The organism is Janthinobacterium psychrotolerans, assembly GCF_001677885.1.
GTDB classification, from domain to species: domain Bacteria; phylum Pseudomonadota; class Gammaproteobacteria; order Burkholderiales; family Burkholderiaceae_D; genus Janthinobacterium; species Janthinobacterium psychrotolerans.
In genome coordinates this window covers 393,248-411,437 of sequence record NZ_LOCQ01000061.1, presented here as the reverse complement: position 1 = coordinate 411,437, position 18,190 = coordinate 393,248, and the positions used below count along the sequence as shown (strand labels likewise).

At 66.8% G+C, this 18,190-nt stretch carries 18 protein-coding genes; 15 read left to right on the top strand and 3 right to left on the bottom strand.

Annotated elements, in window-relative coordinates:
• Positions 1–27: 27 nt before the first annotated feature.
• A complete protein-coding gene (locus ASR47_RS23915) occupies positions 28–1,074 on the bottom strand; it encodes a GGDEF domain-containing protein (RefSeq protein ID WP_065310269.1) in 1,047 nt (348 codons plus the stop codon).
• A 450-nt stretch (positions 1,075–1,524) separates the two neighbouring features.
• On the opposite strand from ASR47_RS23915, the gene ASR47_RS23910 reads away from it, so the two are divergent.
• The 14 genes from ASR47_RS23910 (at position 1,525) to ASR47_RS23845 (ending at position 14,394) form a co-directional block, all read left to right on the top strand.
• Positions 1,525–1,707, top strand: a complete 183-nt coding sequence (locus ASR47_RS23910) for a Flp family type IVb pilin (protein ID WP_065310268.1) — start codon at positions 1,525–1,527, stop codon at positions 1,705–1,707.
• A gap of 54 nt (positions 1,708–1,761) precedes the next feature.
• On the top strand, positions 1,762–2,292 hold the full coding sequence (locus tag ASR47_RS23905; protein ID WP_065310267.1) for an A24 family peptidase: 531 nt from the start codon (positions 1,762–1,764) through the stop codon (positions 2,290–2,292).
• 94 nt (positions 2,293–2,386) lie between these two features.
• Positions 2,387–3,757 (top strand): ATPase, encoded by a 1,371-nt coding sequence (locus tag ASR47_RS23900; protein ID WP_065310266.1) that lies wholly within the window; start codon positions 2,387–2,389, stop codon positions 3,755–3,757.
• On the top strand, positions 3,754–4,605 hold the full coding sequence (cpaB, locus tag ASR47_RS23895; protein ID WP_065310265.1) for a Flp pilus assembly protein CpaB: 852 nt from the start codon (positions 3,754–3,756) through the stop codon (positions 4,603–4,605). Before ASR47_RS23900 ends, cpaB begins: the two co-directional genes overlap by 4 nt.
• 28 nt (positions 4,606–4,633) lie before the next feature.
• A complete protein-coding gene (locus ASR47_RS23890; protein ID WP_065310264.1) occupies positions 4,634–6,064 on the top strand; it encodes a type II and III secretion system protein family protein in 1,431 nt (476 codons plus the stop codon).
• 16 nt (positions 6,065–6,080) lie between these two features.
• Positions 6,081–6,380, top strand: a complete 300-nt coding sequence (locus ASR47_RS23885) for a hypothetical protein (RefSeq protein WP_065310263.1) — start codon at positions 6,081–6,083, stop codon at positions 6,378–6,380.
• 28 nt (positions 6,381–6,408) lie between these two features.
• Positions 6,409–7,821 (top strand): pilus assembly protein TadG-related protein, encoded by a 1,413-nt coding sequence (locus tag ASR47_RS23880; protein WP_065310262.1) that lies wholly within the window; start codon positions 6,409–6,411, stop codon positions 7,819–7,821.
• Positions 7,818–8,306, top strand: a complete 489-nt coding sequence (locus ASR47_RS23875) for a TadE/TadG family type IV pilus assembly protein (RefSeq protein WP_065310261.1) — start codon at positions 7,818–7,820, stop codon at positions 8,304–8,306. Before ASR47_RS23880 ends, ASR47_RS23875 begins: the two co-directional genes overlap by 4 nt.
• Positions 8,296–8,919 carry a TadE/TadG family type IV pilus assembly protein gene (locus ASR47_RS23870; RefSeq protein ID WP_065310260.1) on the top strand — a complete coding sequence of 208 codons (624 nt, stop codon included), beginning with the start codon at positions 8,296–8,298 and terminating at the stop codon, positions 8,917–8,919. Before ASR47_RS23875 ends, ASR47_RS23870 begins: the two co-directional genes overlap by 11 nt.
• 52 nt (positions 8,920–8,971) lie before the next feature.
• Complete coding sequence (locus ASR47_RS23865; RefSeq protein WP_065310259.1) at positions 8,972–10,141, top strand: CpaE/TadZ family protein; 1,170 nt, start codon at positions 8,972–8,974, stop codon at positions 10,139–10,141.
• Positions 10,142–10,161: 20 nt separating this feature from the next.
• Positions 10,162–11,508 carry a TadA family conjugal transfer-associated ATPase gene (locus ASR47_RS23860; RefSeq protein ID WP_065310258.1) on the top strand — a complete coding sequence of 449 codons (1,347 nt, stop codon included), beginning with the start codon at positions 10,162–10,164 and terminating at the stop codon, positions 11,506–11,508.
• A 10-nt stretch (positions 11,509–11,518) separates the two neighbouring features.
• The gene (locus ASR47_RS23855) at positions 11,519–12,496 is read left to right on the top strand and encodes a type II secretion system F family protein (protein ID WP_065310257.1); all 978 of its coding nucleotides are present in this window, start codon (positions 11,519–11,521) and stop codon (positions 12,494–12,496) included.
• A 26-nt stretch (positions 12,497–12,522) separates the two neighbouring features.
• A complete protein-coding gene (locus tag ASR47_RS23850; RefSeq protein WP_065310256.1) occupies positions 12,523–13,476 on the top strand; it encodes a type II secretion system F family protein in 954 nt (317 codons plus the stop codon).
• Positions 13,477–13,485: 9 nt separating this feature from the next.
• Positions 13,486–14,394, top strand: a complete 909-nt coding sequence (locus tag ASR47_RS23845) for a LytR C-terminal domain-containing protein (RefSeq protein WP_065310255.1) — start codon at positions 13,486–13,488, stop codon at positions 14,392–14,394.
• Positions 14,395–14,398: 4 nt separating this feature from the next.
• Here the strand turns inward: ASR47_RS23845 and ASR47_RS23840 are convergent, their stop codons facing one another.
• Positions 14,399–15,376 (bottom strand): EDSAP-1 family PEP-CTERM protein, encoded by a 978-nt coding sequence (locus tag ASR47_RS23840; protein ID WP_065310254.1) that lies wholly within the window; start codon positions 15,374–15,376, stop codon positions 14,399–14,401.
• A gap of 188 nt (positions 15,377–15,564) precedes the next feature.
• Here ASR47_RS23840 and ASR47_RS23835 point away from each other — a divergent pair, with 188 nt between their 5' ends.
• Positions 15,565–15,858 (top strand): hypothetical protein, encoded by a 294-nt coding sequence (locus ASR47_RS23835; RefSeq protein ID WP_065310253.1) that lies wholly within the window; start codon positions 15,565–15,567, stop codon positions 15,856–15,858.
• Positions 15,859–15,861: 3 nt separating this feature from the next.
• On the opposite strand, the gene acpA is transcribed toward ASR47_RS23835, so the two are convergent.
• Positions 15,862–18,009, bottom strand: coding sequence for an acid phosphatase (gene acpA, locus ASR47_RS23830; protein WP_065310252.1), 2,148 nt, complete (start codon positions 18,007–18,009; stop codon positions 15,862–15,864).
• Between the last annotated feature and the right edge of the window lie 181 nt (positions 18,010–18,190).

The window sequence follows — 18,190 nt, the reverse complement described above, 5'->3', positions numbered from 1 at the left end:
CGCCGCCATGGACGTTTTCTCAGGCGTTCAGAAGAACTCGGCCGTATCGTTGGAGGCTATCGCTGTCAGCATGCCTTTGTCTACCAGTTCGTCGTAATGGCAGGCCAGGTTGCGGCCGTGGCTCTTGGCGTAGTACAGCGCCTGGTCGGCGCGGCCCAGAATGATGACGGGCGCTTCGAAGGCGCTGATGCTGACGAAGCCGACGCTGACGGTGACCTTGCCCACTTGCGGAAAATCGTGGCTGGCCACGTTGAGGCGGAAACGGTCGATGATCTTCTGCGCGTTTTCCAGGGTGATCGAGCGCAGCAGCACCACGAATTCCTCGCCGCCGAAGCGGAAGATGCGGTCTTGCGAGCGGAAGGACGACTGCAGCAGGTTGGCGATCAGGATCAGCACTTCATCGCCGTACAGGTGGCCGAACTTGTCGTTGACCAGCTTGAAATGATCGACATCGACCACCGCCAGCCATTGCTGTTCGGTATTGCTGTGATGGCGGCGCTCTTCATCGGCCGGGCGTCCCGCTTCGCTGTCGAGCTCACCGCGCGATTGCAGGATCTTGGCCAGCTGGTCGTCGAAGGTCTTGCGGTTCAATAAACCGGTCAGCGAATCGCGTTCGCTGTAGTCAAGCAGGTTCTGGAAGTTGCGGTAGACGCTGACGATGCCGCCGATCACCTGGATGGTGGCGCCCGTGTAAGGCGTGGGATTGGTGATTTCCAGGCAGGTGGTGACCTGGTCGCCGATCCAGATGGGCAGCCACAGCAGGTGGCGGCCATCGGCGCACAGCGTGTCGCAGCTCGTTTCATGGCGCGCGATGCAGGCCGCCAGCGCGGGATAGTCCGACAGCGGATCGCCGGGCTGGGCCGGATCGGGATTGTCTTCCATGCGCGCAGGGCTGCCAGCCACGATGATGGCGCGCGCGCGCACGAACACCTGGCCACGCACGCTGGTCAGCGCCAGCACGCGGGTCTGCGACGCGCAAGCGAGTTCCTGGACCGCCGAAATCACCGACACGTCGAGCATGGTGTGATCGCGGTGGCCGGTCATGTCCACCATGTGTTTCAGTAGGGAATCCATCGTCGTTCTCTGGAAAGTGGTCACACAAGATTCTTCATACCAACATCGTGTCTAGCGACACGTCGTCTACAAGCAGCCAAGGATTATTTGGTGGCACCAGCCAGCGGCGAGAGGCCTTTCCAAAGAAGAGCTAAGCAGGATAATGTTTTTTTGCTTCATAGGCAATTACGTATGCAAGATTTCATGTAAATACATGCGATTCCCGCATCGCGTCACACCAGGTGGCTGCTGTCGTTATCGTTGCCCGGTCATCCGCTATCTTCCCTTATTTTGCCCAAGTTTGACAATTTCCACATAGAAATTTGTGGTGCGTCAACTTCGCGTATTGCCTGCGTTTTATAGTGATTGCAATGGCGCAGAAATTTACGGCAAGAAACATAGTAGCAGGAATGGACAATGTTTCACACTCGATTGCGCCAGGGACTTGTGTTTCACTTTTGGGAGCCTGTCATGAATACCTTCCTGTCGGCAGTACAGCAATTTGTCAAGGATGAGGATGGCATTACGGCAATCGAGTACGGCCTGATTGCGGCCCTGATGGCCACCGCCATCACGGCCGGTTTCTTGCTGATCAAGACCAACTTGCTGTCTGTCCTCACCGAAATTTCGAGCAACCTGGTGTTGACGCCTTAAGGCGGTGCCCGCCGCCGGGCAACCGGTGGCGGGATTTTTTGACGGGAGTTACCCATGTCTGCAAGCGTGCTGCGCGAGCTGCTGCTGCTGGTCTTCGTGACCGCGGCCGCCGTCAGCGATCTGATGCATCGCAAGATTCCCAACCGGCTGCTCCTGGCGGGCCTGCTTGCCGCGTTCTGCCTGCAAGGCTGGCTGGCGGCGCCAGCGTGGCTGCTGCACAGCCTGGGCGGCATGGCCACCGGTTTTTTCCTGTTCCTGCCACTGTATTTGCTGCGCGGTATGGCCGCCGGCGACGTCAAGCTGATCGCCATGGTGGGCGCTTTTGCCGGCCCCTGGCCGACCCTGCTGATCTGCTTTGCCACCTTTGTGCTCGGCGGCCTGATGGCCTTGCTGATCGTGACCTGGCAAGGCAGCTGGCGCGCCTGCTGGCGCAATCTGCGCCAGTTGCTGTGGCCGCTCATGGTGCGTACCGCCGGCATGCCGCCGGCGCCGCCATCCGGTCAGCAGGCGAGCGTCGGCAATATGCCCTACGGCCTGGCGATTGCCCTGGGCTCGCTGCTGATACAGGGACGAAACTACTGCTGAAACGGATTATTGCTTCGAATCAATGTGTACCTGTAGTTGCTCTATAGAATGAAATTCTGTCTTTCGCAGGTCAGCAAAACAGGGGAGAGATCGCATGACCGAAGTCGATTATTTCACTGCGGAGACCAGCCGTCCCGCCGATGCGACGCTGATGCCGCCCTTGCCGCCGCAGCCAAAAAGCCTGCGCGAGACGGGCCTGGAGCGCCAGCTGGTGGTGGAGCTGATCGCCAAGGCCCTGCTGGTGGGCGGCAAGAGCCATCTGTCGGTGCTGACCACGCGCTTGCGCCTGTCGGTCAATGTGCTGCGCGAGGTGCTCGACTTCATGGTGGCCGAGCAACTGGCCGAAGTGGCGTGGCGTGGCCACTCCGAGATCGATGTGCAATATCAGCTGACCGGCGCCGGCAAGCAGCATGCGGCCGTCTTCATGGCGCGCTGCGCCTACCTGGGGGCGGCGCCCGTCACCCTGGCATCGTACCGCGCGATGGTGGCGCGCCAGTCCTGGCGGGCGCAGGAGCAGCGCGTGGCCAGCGACGACCTGGCGGCCGTGCTGGGCGCGGCCCACACCGGGCCGGGCCTGTTCGACACGGTCGGCGCGGCGTTGCATTCGGGGCGCTCGCTGCTGTTGTACGGGCCGGCGGGCAGCGGTAAATCCTTGCTGGCGCTGCAACTGGGCCAGCTGCTGCATGGCCTGGTGGCGGTGCCGCATGCGGTGGTGGCGGGACGCGACATCATCTGCCTGTACGACCCGGCCGTGCACCTGCCGCCGGCGCCCCGGCATGGCGGCCATGCGCGCCAGCCGCTCGAGCGCCGCAGCACCGATATCCGCTGGGTGCTGTGCCAGCGTCCGGTGATCCAGGTGGGCGCCGGACTGGACGCCGGCATGCTGGAACTGCGCCATGACGAAGGCAGCGGCTGCTACCAGGCGCCGCCCCATGTGCGCGCCAACAATGGCATGCTGATCGTCGACGACCTGGGCCGCCAGCGCCTGCCGGCGCCACAATTGCTGGCGCGGCTGCTGCAGCCGGCGGCCTCGGGCAGCGACCAGCTGGCCCTGCGCGGCGGCGCCAGCATCGGCATGCCGTTCGACACGGCCCTGCTGCTGGCCACCAATCTGGCGCCGGCCAGCCTGTTCGACGCCGCGCTGCTGCGCCGCATCGGCTACAAGGTGCGGCTCGGGCCGCTGGCCGAGAACGCTTACCGCGTGCTGTTCCGCCAGCAATGCCGCGCCACCGGCATTGCGTTCGACGAGCAGGTGCTGCACCACCTGCTGCGCCAGCTGCATGGCGCCAGCGGCCGCGCGCTGCTGGCCAGCACGCCGCGCGAGTTGCTCGGCCGCATAGCCGACTTTGCCGGCTTTGCCGGCAGTGAGGCGCAATTGACGGTGGCGAGCCTGGAGCAGGCCTGGGACAGCCTGTTTGCCGGCTGCGACGCGCATGACGGCGTGTTTGAGGAGAGCATCGCATGAAAAACCGGCGCGCACTGATGATGATGGCGCTGGCCATCGTGCTGGGCCTGCTGGCGGTGCTGCTGGCCTCGCATTGGCTGCTGCGCCAGAGCCCTGCCGGCAAGGGCAGGATCGTGGTGGCGGCAGCCGACGTCAACCTGGGCCAGCGCCTCAATCCTGAGCTGCTGCGGCTGGCGGAATGGCCGGCCGAAAGCCTGCCGGAAGGCGCGCTGCAAGACCCGCTGAAGCTGTCGGGACGGGTGCTGAAAAGCAGCGTGCTGCGCGGCGAGCCGCTGAGCGAGGCGAAGCTGGCGCCGGCCGGCACCCTGGGCGGCCTGTCGGCGCTGATCACGGAAGGGCGGCGCGCCATTACCGTGCGCGTCAATGATGTGATCGGCGTGGCCGGCTTTGCCTTGCCGGGCAACTATGTCGACATCATCGTCAGCACCCAGCAGGACGCCGGCGAGCGCAGCTATCCGCAAAGCCGCAATATTTCCAAGATCGTGCTCGAACGGATACTGGTGCTGGCCGTGGCGCAGGAAGTGGGCCGCGATGAAACCAGGCCGCGCGTGGTCAATGCCGTGACCCTGGAAGTGACGCCGGCGCAAGCGGAAAACCTGGATCTGGCGCGCAGCGTGGGCAGCCTGTCGCTGGTGTTGCGCAACCAGGTCGACCCGCAGCCGGGCGTGACCGACGGCGCCACCAAACTGACCCTGCTGGGCGCGCCGGCGCCCGACGCGGCAAGCGCGCCAGCGGCCACGCCGGCGCCCGTCAAGCCGGCCGCGCCACGCCGCGTGGCGGCGGTGGCGCCACCACGTCATTGCAGCGGCCTGATCGACGGCACGCGCACCTCGCGCGAATGCTTCTAGCGGCCGCCCCCACCATGGACATCTTGCTATGAACCGCACCCTGCCGATCTTGTGCACGATTTTGCTGCTGCCGCCGCTGGCCGCCGCCGACACCGGTCCGCGCTGTGGCGGCGCCGCCGCCACGCCCGGCCAGTTGCAGCTCGAGCTGGGCAAGTCGAGCATGCTGCGCCTGCCCGAGCCGGTGCTGCAGCGCAGCGTCGGCAATCCGGCCGTGGCGCAAGCCATGCTGGTGGCGCCCGATACCCTGTACGTGGTGGGCGCCGATATCGGCAGCACCAACATGATTATCCAGGGCAAGAGCGGCGTGTGCAGCGTGGTCAACGTCACCGTCAGCATGGACCCGGCCGGCCTGCGCGCCACCCTGGCCGAACTGATGCCGGAAGAAAAAGCCATCCGCGTGACGGCCGCCGCCGACACCCTGGTGCTGTCGGGCACGGTACAGGATGCGGACGCCGTGCTGCGCGCCGTCGAGCTGGCGCAAGCCTATGTGCGGCGCGCCACCACGCCGCTGGCGCTGCCCAAGCCGGCCGACGGCGCCGCACCGGCCGCGGCCACCGCCGTTGCCGGCGGCGCCGCCAGCCGCATCATCAACCTGCTCAACGTCAGCGCGCCGCAGCAGGTGATGCTGGCGGTGCAGATCGCCGAAGTATCGAAGTCGCTGCTCGAACGGCTGGAAGTGGGCGCCACCTTGCGCTTTGCCTCGGGCAGCTGGGCTACTACCTTGCTGTCGAATTTCCTCACCGGCGCGGCCAATGGCCTGCTGGACCTGCGCAAGTCGAACGGCCAGCAGCTGACCATCGAAGCGCAGAAACAGGATGGGCTGGTACGCATCCTGGCCGAGCCGACCGTGATGGCGATCAGCGGCCAGGAAGGCAGCTTTCTGGCCGGCGGCAAGATTTTCATTCCGGTGGGCCAGGACAACAACAAGATCACCCTGGAAGAGCGCGAGTACGGCGTCGGCCTGCGCTTCACGCCGACCGTGCTGTCGGGTGGACGCATCAACCTGAAGGTGGCGCCGGAAGTGTCGGAGCTGTCGCGCGAAGGGGTGGGCATTTCCGGCGCCGGCGTCAGCGGCCGCGCTATCCTGCCGGTGATTACCACCCGGCGCGCCTCGACCACGGTGCAGCTGTACGACGGCCAGAGCTATGCGATTGGCGGCCTGATCAAGAACAACCAGGTCAGCAACGTCACCGGCCTGCCCTGGCTCAGCGAGCTGCCGGTGCTGGGCGCGCTGTTTCGCAGCACCGACTTCCAGCATGACCGCAGCGAGCTGCTGTTCGTCATCACGGCCCACCTGGTCAAGCCGCTGCCGCCCGCAGGCGCCGCCTTGCCGACAGCGCAGCTGGCGCCGCCATCGCGGGTGGAGCTGATGTTGAACGGCAAGTTGGAAGGCGCAGCGCCGCCGCTGTCCATGCCTGCCGCCGCGCCGCGCACGGCCGGCGGCTTCGAGTTGCAATAAGCCAGGGAGCCATGCCATGCGATCGATTTTACTCATCCTGATGCGGCGCCTGGCGTTGCTGCCGTTGCTGCCGCTGGCCGGCTGCGTACAGGGCAGCACGCCGCATTTCGACGCGCGCTTTGGCGCGGCCACGCGCCTGGCCATGGCGCAGCAGGTGCTCGATCCTGGCGCCGCCGGCAATAGCGCGCCGGCGCATGGCCTGGACGGCGCCAGCGCGCGCGCCGTGCTCGAACGCTACCGCGCCTCGTTTGCCGAACCGAACCGGCAAGTACCGCCGCCGGTGACCTTCATGCTGGGAGGCGGCGGTGGAAAATAGGCGCCAGCTTCGGCACCAGCAGGGGGCGATGCTGATCATGTTTTCCATCCTGCTGATCGTGGTGCTGGGCTTTATCGGCCTGGCGCTCGATGTCGGCCAGGTCATCGGCCGCAAGACCGAACTGCAGAACCTGGCCGACAACGCGGCGCTGGCGGCCGCGCCCGAGCTGGTGGGCACCGCCGCCGGCCTGGCCAACGCGGTGGCCAAGGCAAAAAGCAGCGCCGCCGGCCAGAGCCTGTACCGGCGCCGCATGCAGGGCGCGCTGCTTTCCGACGACAGCATCCGCTTTGCCAGCGCGCCCGATGCGCCGGCCGGCGCATGGCAGGCCGCCGGCGCCGTGTCCGACCCGGCCAGGGCCTTGTTCGTGCGCGTCGATACGCGCAACAATACACCTGCGCTGGGGCAGGTGGCGACCGCCTTCCTGGGCGCCTGGTCGCCGGCGCTGCGCACGCTCGACACCAGCGGGCGCGCGGTGGCCGGCCGCAGCAGCATGCGCATCACGCCGCTGGCGATCTGTGCGCTGTCTGCGGCGCCGGCGTCCTTGCGCACCAATCCCGGGCCGCCCGAACGCAAGGAGGCGCTGGAATTCGGCTTCCGGCGCGGCGTGGCCTACAACCTGCTCAACCTCAATCCGCATGGCGCGGCGCCCGAGACGTTCCTGCTCAATCCGGTCGGCCCGCTGGGCGCCATCGGCCCGTCCGCGCAGCTCGGCGACGCCAGCGTCGAGCCCTTCATCTGCGGCGGCAGCATGCTGCACACGGCAATCATCGGCAAGGCCATCCATGCGCACCGGCCGTTTCCCGCCGCGCTGTGGCCGGCCTTCAATGCGCGCTTCAATCAATACGGCGCCAATCGCTGCAACCCGGTATCGGCGCCGCCCGACACCAATATCCGCGCGTTTCCGTTTGCCCAGCCAAGCGGCTGGTGGATGAATGTGCCGTCCGGCTCGAACGCGCTGGCCACCACCGGCGCGCCGCTGCTGACGGTGGCCGACCTGCCGCCGGTCGCCGCCGGCCAGCCTGCCAGCATTGCGCCGGCCAGCTATGGGCCGCTGTGGTCGTTCGCCAAGGCGGTGCAGTATGCCAACCCCAAGCCGGCCGGCGATTACACGGCCTTTCCCAACAACGCCTGGGCCAGCCTGTATCCCGGCTTGCCCACCGCGCCGGCCAGCAACAGCGCTTATCCGGTTGTCGGCACGCCGTATGGGTCGGCCGCTTTCCTGACGGCGCCCGCCGGCAACGCGGGCGTGGCGCAGCGGCGCGTGCTGCATATCGCCTTGCTGGCCTGTCCCGCGCCGGCCGGCGGCGACGTGCTGGCCAGCGTGCTGGGCATCGCCCGCTTTTTCATGACGGCGCCGGCCGCCAGCGGTGTGCTGAGCGGCGAATTTGCCGGCATGGCCGATGAACTGGCCCTGGGTGGCCCGGCCGAGCTGCTGCAATGAGGCGCCCATGCCATCGCCACGCGACAACCGGCCAGCAGGGCGTGGCGGCGATCGAACTGGCGCTGATCATGCTGTTCTTCATGGGCCTGCTGCCGGTGGTGCTGCTGTTCGGCCGCGCGCTGTTCATGTACACGGTGGTGCAGAAAAGCGCGCAGGACGCGGCGCGCTACATGGCCACCTTGCCGCTGCAGCAAATGACGAATGATGACACCGCCAACCAGGCGGCCACGTTTGCCGTGCAACTGGTGCGGCAGGCGCTGGCCGAGACCGGACCGGTGCTCAATGCCAACCGTATCAGCGTCCAATGCATTTACAGCGATGGCGACTATCCCTGCGGCTCGTATCCGACCCGGCCGCTGCAGGTGCGCGTGAAATTTGTCGCGCAGTTGCCCATCGATTTCCTGCCCCGCCTGACCTTGCACTGGCTGCCGCAGCTGGCGCCGATTTCATTGAATGCCAACGCGGTGCTGCGCTATGCGAACTGAGGCCACGCATGCACGGCGGTGGCGCGAAGGCGGCGTGTTCGCCGTCGAATTCGCCATGCTGGCGGCGCTGTTTTTCATTTTCCTGTTTGCCCTGCTGGAAGTGGCGCGCGCCGTCTATCTGTGGAATCTGGTGCCTGAAATTACGCGGCGCGCCGCGCGCGGTGCCGCCGTCACCGACTTCAGCAATGCCAGCGCGCTGCAAGCGGTGCGCGCGCAGGCAATCCTGCGCGCCGGACCCGGCCGGTTGCCGCTCGGTGGCGCCATCGGCGACGCCTATGTGCGCATCGATTACCTGTCGCTGTCGTCCGGCGGTGGCGGCGTGCCGGCGGCGCTGCCGGTCGGCGTGCTGCCGGGCTGCCCGCAGCGCAACCGCATCAACTGCCTCGACGATCCGCACGGCGCCAGCTGCATCCGCTTCGTGCGGGCGCAACTGTGCGTACCCGGCGGTGGCGGCGCGGGTGGCGCTTGCGAGCCGGTGCCGTACCGGCCGCTGCTGCCGCTGCTGGGCATGCTGTTTCCCTCCGGCGCGCAGGCGGTGCGCCTGCCCACTGGCGTCACCGTGGCGGTGGCCGAGTCGCTCGGCTACCAGGACAACCCCGCCTTTTGCAACTGAGCGCCGGCCCGCCGGACCGCCATATCGCCATATCGTTCGCGAAGGAAGTGCCATGAGAGCCTTGATGATCAGCCGTGATGTCCAGCTGCACGATGAAATTGCCGCCCAGGGCGCCGCGCGCATGCCGGTGCTGCGCTTGCCGGAGCGCCGCAGCGGCTTGCGCGACGCCGTCGAACGCATGCTGCCCGACGCCCCCGAACTGGTGATCGTCGACGCCAGCGGCATCGACGCCGACGAGGCCGGCCTGCTCGAACGCCTGGCGCGCCAGTATCCGGCGGCCGTGCTGATGCTGCTCACGCGCGGCCAGCAGCAGGATGTGCTGATCCGCGCCATGCGTGCCGGCATGCGCGAAGTGCTGCAGCTGCCGCTGGTGCACAAGGCCTTCCATGAAGCGATGGACAGGGTCGATATCCATGCCGGCGTGACGCAAATGCGCGACGGCAAGGTACTGGCCTTTATCTCCTGCAAGGGCGGCAGCGGCGCGACCTTTTTATCGACCAATTTTGCCTATGCGCTGGCGGCGCTGGCTGGCCGCAAGGTGCTGCTGATCGACCTGCACGGCCAGTTCGGCGACGCCACCCTGTATGTGTCGGACCAGAAGCCGGCGATGACCTTGTCCGATATTTGCGCGCAGATCTCGCGCATGGACGGCGCCTTTCTCGCCTCCTGCCTGGTGCATGTGACGCCGAATTTCGGCGTGCTGGCGGCGGCCGACGATCCGGGCCACAAGGTCGACATGCAGCCCGGGCACATGGACCGCATCCTGGCCGTGGCGCGCCAGCACTATGACTACATCGTGCTCGACGTCGGGCGCCAGATCGATGCGCTGTCGCTGCGCGCGCTCGATAGCGCCGACACGATCTACCCGGTGCTGCAGCTGGCGCTGCCGGACATCCGCGACGGGCGCCGCCTGCTCGATATCTTCCGTTCGCTCGGCTACCCCGGCGAGCGGCTGCGCCTGATCGTCAACCGCTACGAAAAGGGCGGCCGCCTGCGCCTGGCCGACCTCGAGCAGGCGCTGGGCGCGTCGGTGGTGCACACGGTGCCGAACGATTACCTGGCCGCCACCGACTCGGTCAACCAGGGCGTCCCGCTGCTGCAGCTGTCGCGCACCAGCGCCGTGGCGCGCAGCCTGGCCGACCTGGTCGGGCAGGTGACGGCGCGCCGCGTGACGGAAAGCCGCGGCCTGTTCGACCGCCTGTTCGGCCGCAGCGACACCTGACACTGACAGAAGGAGACGAGATGACATTACGCGAACGCCTGGCGGCCAACGAGCCGCCGCGCCCGGCCAGCCTCGGCCATGGCGCGCTGGCGCTGCACGCCTACCAGGCACTGAAGAAAACCATGCACCAGACGATACTCGACCGTATCGACCTGGAACGCCTGAAACGCCTGACGGCCGAACAGTTCAAGCACGAGCTGGCGCTGCTGGTGCAGCGCGTGATCGAGGAGGAGCGCATCGTGCTGAACCAGCACGAGCGGCACAGCCTGGTGCTCGACATCCAGCACGAGATGCTGGGCTTCGGCCCGCTCGAGCCCTTGCTGGCCGACCCCGGCGTGTCCGATATCCTGGTCAATACCTGCGACAAGGTGTATGTCGAGCGCGGCGGACGGCTGGAGCTGACCGAGGTGACGTTTCACGACAACGCGCACCTGATGAAGATCATCGAAAAGATCGTCTCGCGGGTCGGCCGCCGGGTCGACGAATCGAGTCCGATGGTCGACGCGCGCCTGCCCGACGGCTCCAGGGTCAACGCCATCATTCCGCCGCTGGCGGTCGACGGCCCCATTTTGTCGATCCGCCGCTTTGCGGTGCAGCCTTTGACGATTGCCAACATGCTCGACTTCAAGAGCCTGACGCCGCCGATGGTGCAGGTGCTGCAGGCGCTGGGCCAGGCCAAGATCAATATCCTGATCTCGGGCGGCACCGGCAGCGGCAAGACCACCCTGCTCAATGTGCTGTCGGGCTTTATTCCCGGCAGCGAGCGCATCGTCACCATCGAGGACGCGGCCGAACTGGCGCTGCGCCAGCCGCATGTGGTGCGTCTGGAAACGCGCCCGCCCAATATCGAGGGCAAGGGCGAAGTGAGCCAGCGCGCGCTGGTGCGCAATGCGCTGCGCATGCGGCCTGACCGCATCATCCTGGGCGAGGTGCGCGGCGCCGAGGCGCTCGACATGCTGCAGGCGATGAATACCGGCCATGAAGGCTCGCTGGCGACGATCCACTCGAACACCGCGCGCGACGCGCTGGCGCGGCTGGAAAACATGGTCGGCATGGCCAATGTGAACCTGACGCCGCGCGCCACGCGCCAGCAGATCTGTTCGGCCGTGACGGTGGTGATGCAGGTGTCGCGCCTGACCGACGGCGCGCGCAAGCTGGTCAGCCTGCAGGAAGTGACGGGCATGGAAGGCGAGATCATCGTCATGCATGAAATTTTCCGCTTCGAGCAGACCGGCGTGGGCGCCGATGGCCGCGTGCAGGGCCACTTCCGCGCCACCGGCGTGCGGCCGCGTTTTACCGAGCGCCTGCGCATGTTCGGCGCGCCGGTGGCCGACAGCGTGTTCGATCCCGACCGCATCTACGAATAAAGGAAGCGCCATGGACCTGGTGTTCTACGGTTTTGCCATCGTCTTGTTCGCCGCCTGCATCCTGATGGTGGAAGGCGCCTGGCTGTGGTGGTCGGGCACGCACGGCGGCGCGGCGCGGCGCATCAGCCGGCGCCTGCGCCTGATGGCCGCGCGCGGCGAGGCCGGTGGCGAGCGGGTCTCCATCCTCAAGCAGCGCCGCTATGCGCGCGCGCCTGGGCTGGAGCGCGCGCTGCGCAGGATACCGCAATGCGAGGCGCTCGACCGCCTGCTGCTGCAGGCCGGCCTGGCGTGGTCGGTGGCGCAATTTTTGGCCGTCGCCGGCGGCGTGCTGCTGGCCGCGCTGCTGGTGCTGGCGGCCTGGCCGATGCCCTTGCCGGGCGTGTTGCTGCTGCTGGTCATGGCCGCCGGCGGGCCGGTGCTGTTCCTGCTGCGCGCACGCGCGGGCCGCCTGCAAAAGATCGCGGCGCAGTTGCCGGAGGCGGCCGATTTTCTGGCCCGTGCGCTGCGCGCCGGCCACTCGTTTTCGAATGTGCTGCAGATGGTCGGCGACGAAATGAATGAGCCGCTCAGCGGCGAATTCAAGCTGGCCCATGAAGAGATCAATTACGGCGTGCCGATGAACGAGGCGCTGCAGAACCTGGCCGTGCGCATACCGCTGACGGACTTGCGCTACCTGGTGATCGCCGTGCTGGTACAGCGCGAATCGGGCGGCAACCTGGCCGAGGTGCTGGTCAGCATCGCCCGCATCATCCGCGCGCGCCTGAAGCTGCTGGGCCAGGTGCGCGTGCTGTCGGCCGAAGGGCGCATGTCGGCCTGGGTGCTGGGCCTGATGCCGGTGGTGATGATAGGCGTGATGTCGCTGGTCAATCCACAGTACATCAGCCTGCTGTGGACCGACCCGGCCGGCATCCGCCTGCTGTGGTATGCGGCCGGCATGGTGACGCTGGGGGTGGTGTGGATGCGTAAAGTCATCAGAATTCGTATTTAAAAACGCACGATGAAAGGGAGGGTGCCATGAGCGGCCAGCAACTGCTGTTTCTTGTAATCGTGTTTGCCGTGGCGGCGGGCTTGGCGGTGGCGGCCTCGCTGATTTTCTTTCCGGGCAGCTTGCGCCAGCGTTTGTTTGGCGCCACCGCGCCGGGCGCCGCCGCGCCGGGCGGCAGCGAGGCGCTGCCGGAACAGGGCTGGGTGGAGCGCATGGCGCGCGTGGCCAAGCCGTTTTCGAAATTGTCGCTGCCCGAGGAAGGCTGGGAACGCTCGCCCTTGCGCACCCGCTTCATGAATGCGGGCTGGCGCCAGGCCAGCGCGCCGGCGCTGTACTTTGCCGCCAAGTCGGTGCTGGCCCTGCTGTTTCCCGCCGTGCTGGGCCTGTATGCGGCCAGTAGCCTGGCCGCCTCGATGGGCAGCGTGCTGATGTTGCTCCTGTGCCTCAGCGCCACCATCGGCTACTACCTGCCGAATCTGGTGCTGGCCAGCACGGCCAGGCGGCGCCAGCGCGACATCTTTGAAAATATTCCCGACGCGCTCGACCTGCTGACCGTCTGCGTCGAAGCGGGCCTGAGCCTGGAACGCGCGCTGGTCAAAGTGTCCGGCGAAATCCATCTCAAGAGCATGGTGCTGGCGCAGGAACTGCAGCTGGTGCTGATGGAAATGCGCGCCGGTTTCAGCAAGGAAAAGGCGCTGCGCAACCTGGCCCTGCGCAGCGGCGTGGAGGATGTCGATGTGCTGGTGGCCATGCTGATCCAGTCCGAGCGTTTCGGTACCAGCATGGGCGATTCGCTGCGTGTGCATTCCGACGATCTGCGCAGCAAGCGCAGCCTGCTGGCCGAAGAAGCGGCCGCCAAGATCGCCCTCAAATTGCTGTTCCCGCTGATTTTCTGTGTGTTTCCCACCCTGATGCTGGTGCTGATGGGGCCGGCCGTGATCGAAGTCTATCGCGTGCTGGTGCCGGCCATGGCCAACCGATAAAGGAGTCCTATGACACTTACCCTGCCGCGCCTGGCCGTTGCCGGCGCTTGCCTGCTGCTGGGCGCCTGCGCCAGCCCCGGTCCCGGTCCCGGTCCCGGTTCCGTGACCGCGCCCGGGACGGTCCCGTTTGATGTTGCCTCGCGCAATGGCCAGGCCGTGCTGCATGCGCAGCGTGGCGAGGTGCGGCAGGCCATCGCCATCTGGGAAACGCTGCTGGCCCACGGCGTGCCGCAGGAACCGGGCCAGGCCTATCTGTTTCGCAACCTGGGCCATGCTTATATGCTGGCCGGGCGCGACGCCGACGCCCTGCCGGCGCTGGAACAAGCCTGCCTGCTCGACCCGCTCCATGCGCTGTCGTGGCAGCGCCTGTCGCAGGTGCTGGCCAGGCTGGGCCAGCCGGAGCGGGCGGCGCATATGCTGGCGCAGGCGCAAGGTTTGCAGACGAGCAGGGTGCGGCCGGCCGAGGCTTTGCCGCTGGCGCCGCCAGTGGCCGCCCCGGCGGCGATGGACCGCATCGAGATCACGCAAAGCGCCGGCATGGCGCGCCTGCAGCGCGTGGCGGCAAGCGTACCAGAGGCGCCGCGGCCGCGGCTGGAAATTCTCAATGGAAATGGCAAGCCGGGCATGGCGGCGGCGCTGGCGCGCAGCCTGGCCGGCGGCGCCTTGCAGGTGGTGCGAACGGGAAACGCCGCGTCGTTTCGGGTGGCGCGCACGCGCGTCGAATACCGGCCGGCGCAGCGCCAGGCGGCGCGCCGGCTGGCGCGTCAACTGGGCATTCATATCGAGGTGGTTGCCGCCGACTGCCCCGCCAGCGAACTGCGGCTGGTCCTGGGCCGCGATCTCGATCCGGCCGTGCTGCACCGCTACTATGTGCAGCAGCTGGAACTGGCGCGCCAGGCGCTGGCGCGTCTCGGATAGGGCGCTACACCTGGCGGCGGCGCGTGGTCGCCAGCGCGGCCAGGCCGATGCCCAGCAGCAGCAGGGTCGCCGGTTCGGGCACCTGCTGGATCACCACGATATCGGTGCGGGTCGACTTGGAAAAGTTCAGCGTGTAGCTGCCGGCCGGCAGGGCAAAATTCGAGGTCAGCGAAAACAGCGCAAAGTTGTTGGTGATCGCGCGCGCGGTGCCGGGCTCGTTGGTGCCGGCCGTGATGTTCAGGCTGAATGGATCGAGGCTGCCGGCGCCGTGGTTGCCGTTGACGTCGCTGCCATTGGCGGCGTCGCCATCGGGGGCGAACTGGAACACGATGCCGTCGGCATTGGCGCGCGGCGCGCAGCCGGCCGGGCTGGCGGCACTGCAGGAAATGCTGAAAATATCCATGATCGACACATTCGACTTGTCGCCCAGGCCGGTGACGCTGCTGCGCAGGTCGCGCCGCGCCAGGAAGCTGAAGGTGATGAAGCCGGCGCTGGACAAGGTCAGGTTGACCGAACCGGTCAAGGTATCGCCGGCCGTCGACGAGGCGGCGCCCACCGTGTCGCGCTGCGCTTCCGACACGGCGCGCATGGTGGCGCCGGCGGCGGTCAGCATATTGCCGAAGGAATGCGCGTCGCCACGCGCAAATTCCAGCACCGTGCTGGGCGCATAATTGTTCTGCGGCAGGCCGGCGCAACCGCCGCCGGCGCACACCTGCGGCACGTCGGCGTTGGCGGCAGGGCCCGTATTGACGGCGCGCGGATTGACGGCGGCCGCGTTTTCAAAATACGTGCTGTCGCTGGCGTTGCGGTTGGCGCGCGTCAGCGCCAGGGTGCCGGCGCTGGTGGTGATGCGAAAATTATTGACGTCATTGACGGCCAGGCCGTAGGCGCCGGCCTGCGCCTGGCTGGTGGCCAGCAGTCCTGCCGCAGCCAGCGCGCCGAACAGGCAGAGGGTCTTGCTTCGTGGGTGATCGACGTTCATCGCAGCCTCGTTATCATGGTCAGGTTGGTCGGTGACATCCGGAAGAGCCTTCCGGGTGCCGTGGTCGACCTTGATAAGCAGCTTGCGTGCCAAACAAAAAAGCCAAGTCGAATCAACGACTTGTATAAAGCGAACTGGAGGGGATTGAGCTGACTGTAAGAAACACCGACACTGTGTGAAAATAGCTGATGGCAAACAAAACCCCCACCTATCCCGGCCTGCGCACGGGCCGCGGCCAGGTCCTGGCCGTGCTGCTGTCGAACCGCGACCAGGCCGGCGCCGAACCGCTGCAGGGGCGCGTCTCGCTGGCCGCCATCGTCAAGGCGCTGAAACGCAAATACCACTGGCCGATCGAGACGCACAGCTTTCCGGCCAACACGGCAGACGGCCGCGCCAGCTGGGCCACCGTCTACAGCCTGCCCGACCAGGTGATTGCCGCCGCGCTGGCGGCAGGCGGGCAGGATTGGCTCGACAGCCGATAAGGCTTACTCTTGCGGCAGCAGCGCCAGCGCCGCGCTGAAGTCGCCCATCGGCTTGCCGCCGTTGGCCACCAGCGCCTTGTCGCGCGTGGTCAAACCGTCGAGTACCGGCAGCGAGAAACGGCGGGTAATCGCGCGCAGGATCGAGGCCGAGTCGTATTGCGTATGGTCGACCAGGCCCTTCTTCACATACGGCGACACCAGGATCGTCGGCACGCGCGTGCCGGGACCCCAGCGGTCGCCCTTCGGGGGCGCGGCGTGGTCATAAAAACCGCCGTTTTCGTCGTAGGTGACGATCACCAGCATGTTCTTCCACTGCGGACTCTGTTTCAGCTGGGCGATCACGCTGGCGATATGCGCGTCGCCATCGGCCACGCTGGCGTAGCCGGCGTGCTGGTTCAGGTTGCCCTGTGGCTTGTAGAACGTCACCGGCGGCAGCTTGCCGGCCGCCGCGTCCGTCATGAACTGGCTGTCGAAGTCGCGCAGGTGCGCCGCGCGGTAGGCCGGCGCCTTGACCGGGTCCATGCTGGCAAAGTAATTGAACGGCTGGTGATGGAACTGGAAGTTCGGCGGGCTCGGGAAACTGCCGCCGCGCGCGCTGGCCGTGGCCAGCGCCGTGGTGTCTTTCCAGGCACCCGCATACCAGGCCCAGTCGATGTTCTTGCCAGAGAGCAGGTCGCCGATATTGGTCTGCGTCTGTTGCGGCAAGGTATTGGCTTTGCCGGTGTCGGCGTACAGCTTGCTGCTGTCATTGCTGGCCGGCGCGTTGCTGCTCGGCTGGAAGGCCGGCTGCATGGTGTTGACGGCATAGAACATGCCGCTGCTGTCGGCCGGCGTCAGGGTGCTGTCGTTGGCGTACACGGGCGCGCCATTGAGTACCGTGGCTGGCGACGTGGCCGCCGGCGTCAGGCGCACGAAATTGCCCTTGGCGTCGACGTCGATCTTCGAGATCGAGCCCTTGGCCACCGAGGTGTCGGCGTTCGGATAGGTCGGCGCGCACGCGCAGATCAGGTACTGGTGCGTCAGGAACGAGCCGCCAAAGGCGCCGATGAACAGGTTGTCGGCCAGCGCATACTGTTTCGCGATATCCCACAGCTTCATCTTGCTGCCGTCGTAGTAGCCCATCGACAGGCCGCCGGCGTCGGAATAGGCTGCGAACTTGTCGTTGGCGCCGCCGTTGATCTGCATCTGGTTGTTATAAAAACGGTGCACCAGGTCGCGCGTGACCACCGATTGCGGCAGGCTGATCGGGCTGTTGGCGTCGTCGATCTGGAACGGCTTGTTGGGCAGGTTGGCCGATTGCGCCTGCGTCACCACCGTGCTCTGGCCGGCGGCCGTCATGCCGCCCCAGGTCGGCGGCAACACCGGCAAGACGCTGCCGTCGATATCCTTTTGCGGCACATAGCTGGCCGTCGAGGTCGGATTCACGCCGGGCACGCCATTGGCGCCCGGGAACAGGCCGTACAGATTGTCGAAGCCGCGGTTTTCCGCGTAGATCACGACGATGGTCTGGATATTGTTGAGCGCCAGGCCGCTGTTGAGCGCGGCCAGCGCATCGGCCGGCGCCGCCTGCGCGCTGGCGCCGGCGATGACCGCCGTGACGCTGCTGTTTTCCGCTTTCAGTTTCGCCAGGTCGTCGCCGCTGGCCTTGTTGAAGTCCGCGGCCAGGGCCGCTTCCGACACGCCGATGCGCGCCGCCAGTTTGCTGCTGGCGCCGGCAAAGTCGCCGCCATTGCCATCCATCACCTGCACCAGTTCGGTCGACAGCGCACTGACAAACGCCGCATGGCCGGCCGGCGCGCGCAGCAGCAGCTTTTGCGTGACCTTGGTGCCGGCGTCGCCGACCACCTCGTGGCGGATCGCATCGGTGCCGACCGTCACCAGCACCGCGCCTTCGCCTTCCACCGTGTAGCTGCCGTCGGCGGCCGTGCGCACCGGCGCCGAATCGCTGGCGCAGGTCAGCTTGGCCGTCGTGCTTTCCATGCAGACCTGGGCGTTCTCGTAGTAGCTGCCGATCACCTGGCCCCTGGTGGTCGGGGCCAGGGCGTAATTGCTGCCGCAGGCCACCAGGCCGGCGCCCAGGCCAAGGGCCAGCAATACGGGGAGGGGGCGTAATCGTAGCGGGCGTAATGCGGGTCGTGCGTGCGGTTTCATGCTCATGCCTTATGGGTGGAAAAGCACGGATGCTAGGCAGGCAATATGTCAGCTGCGTGACATGTCCATGTTTCGTTACATGCGATACATGCCGTAATGTTGCGGCGGCTTTTGCACCCGGTTTGTCACGCAGCGGTCATATGGCGTTGCTACGCTGCCCGACCATGTTCACAGCTGTCCG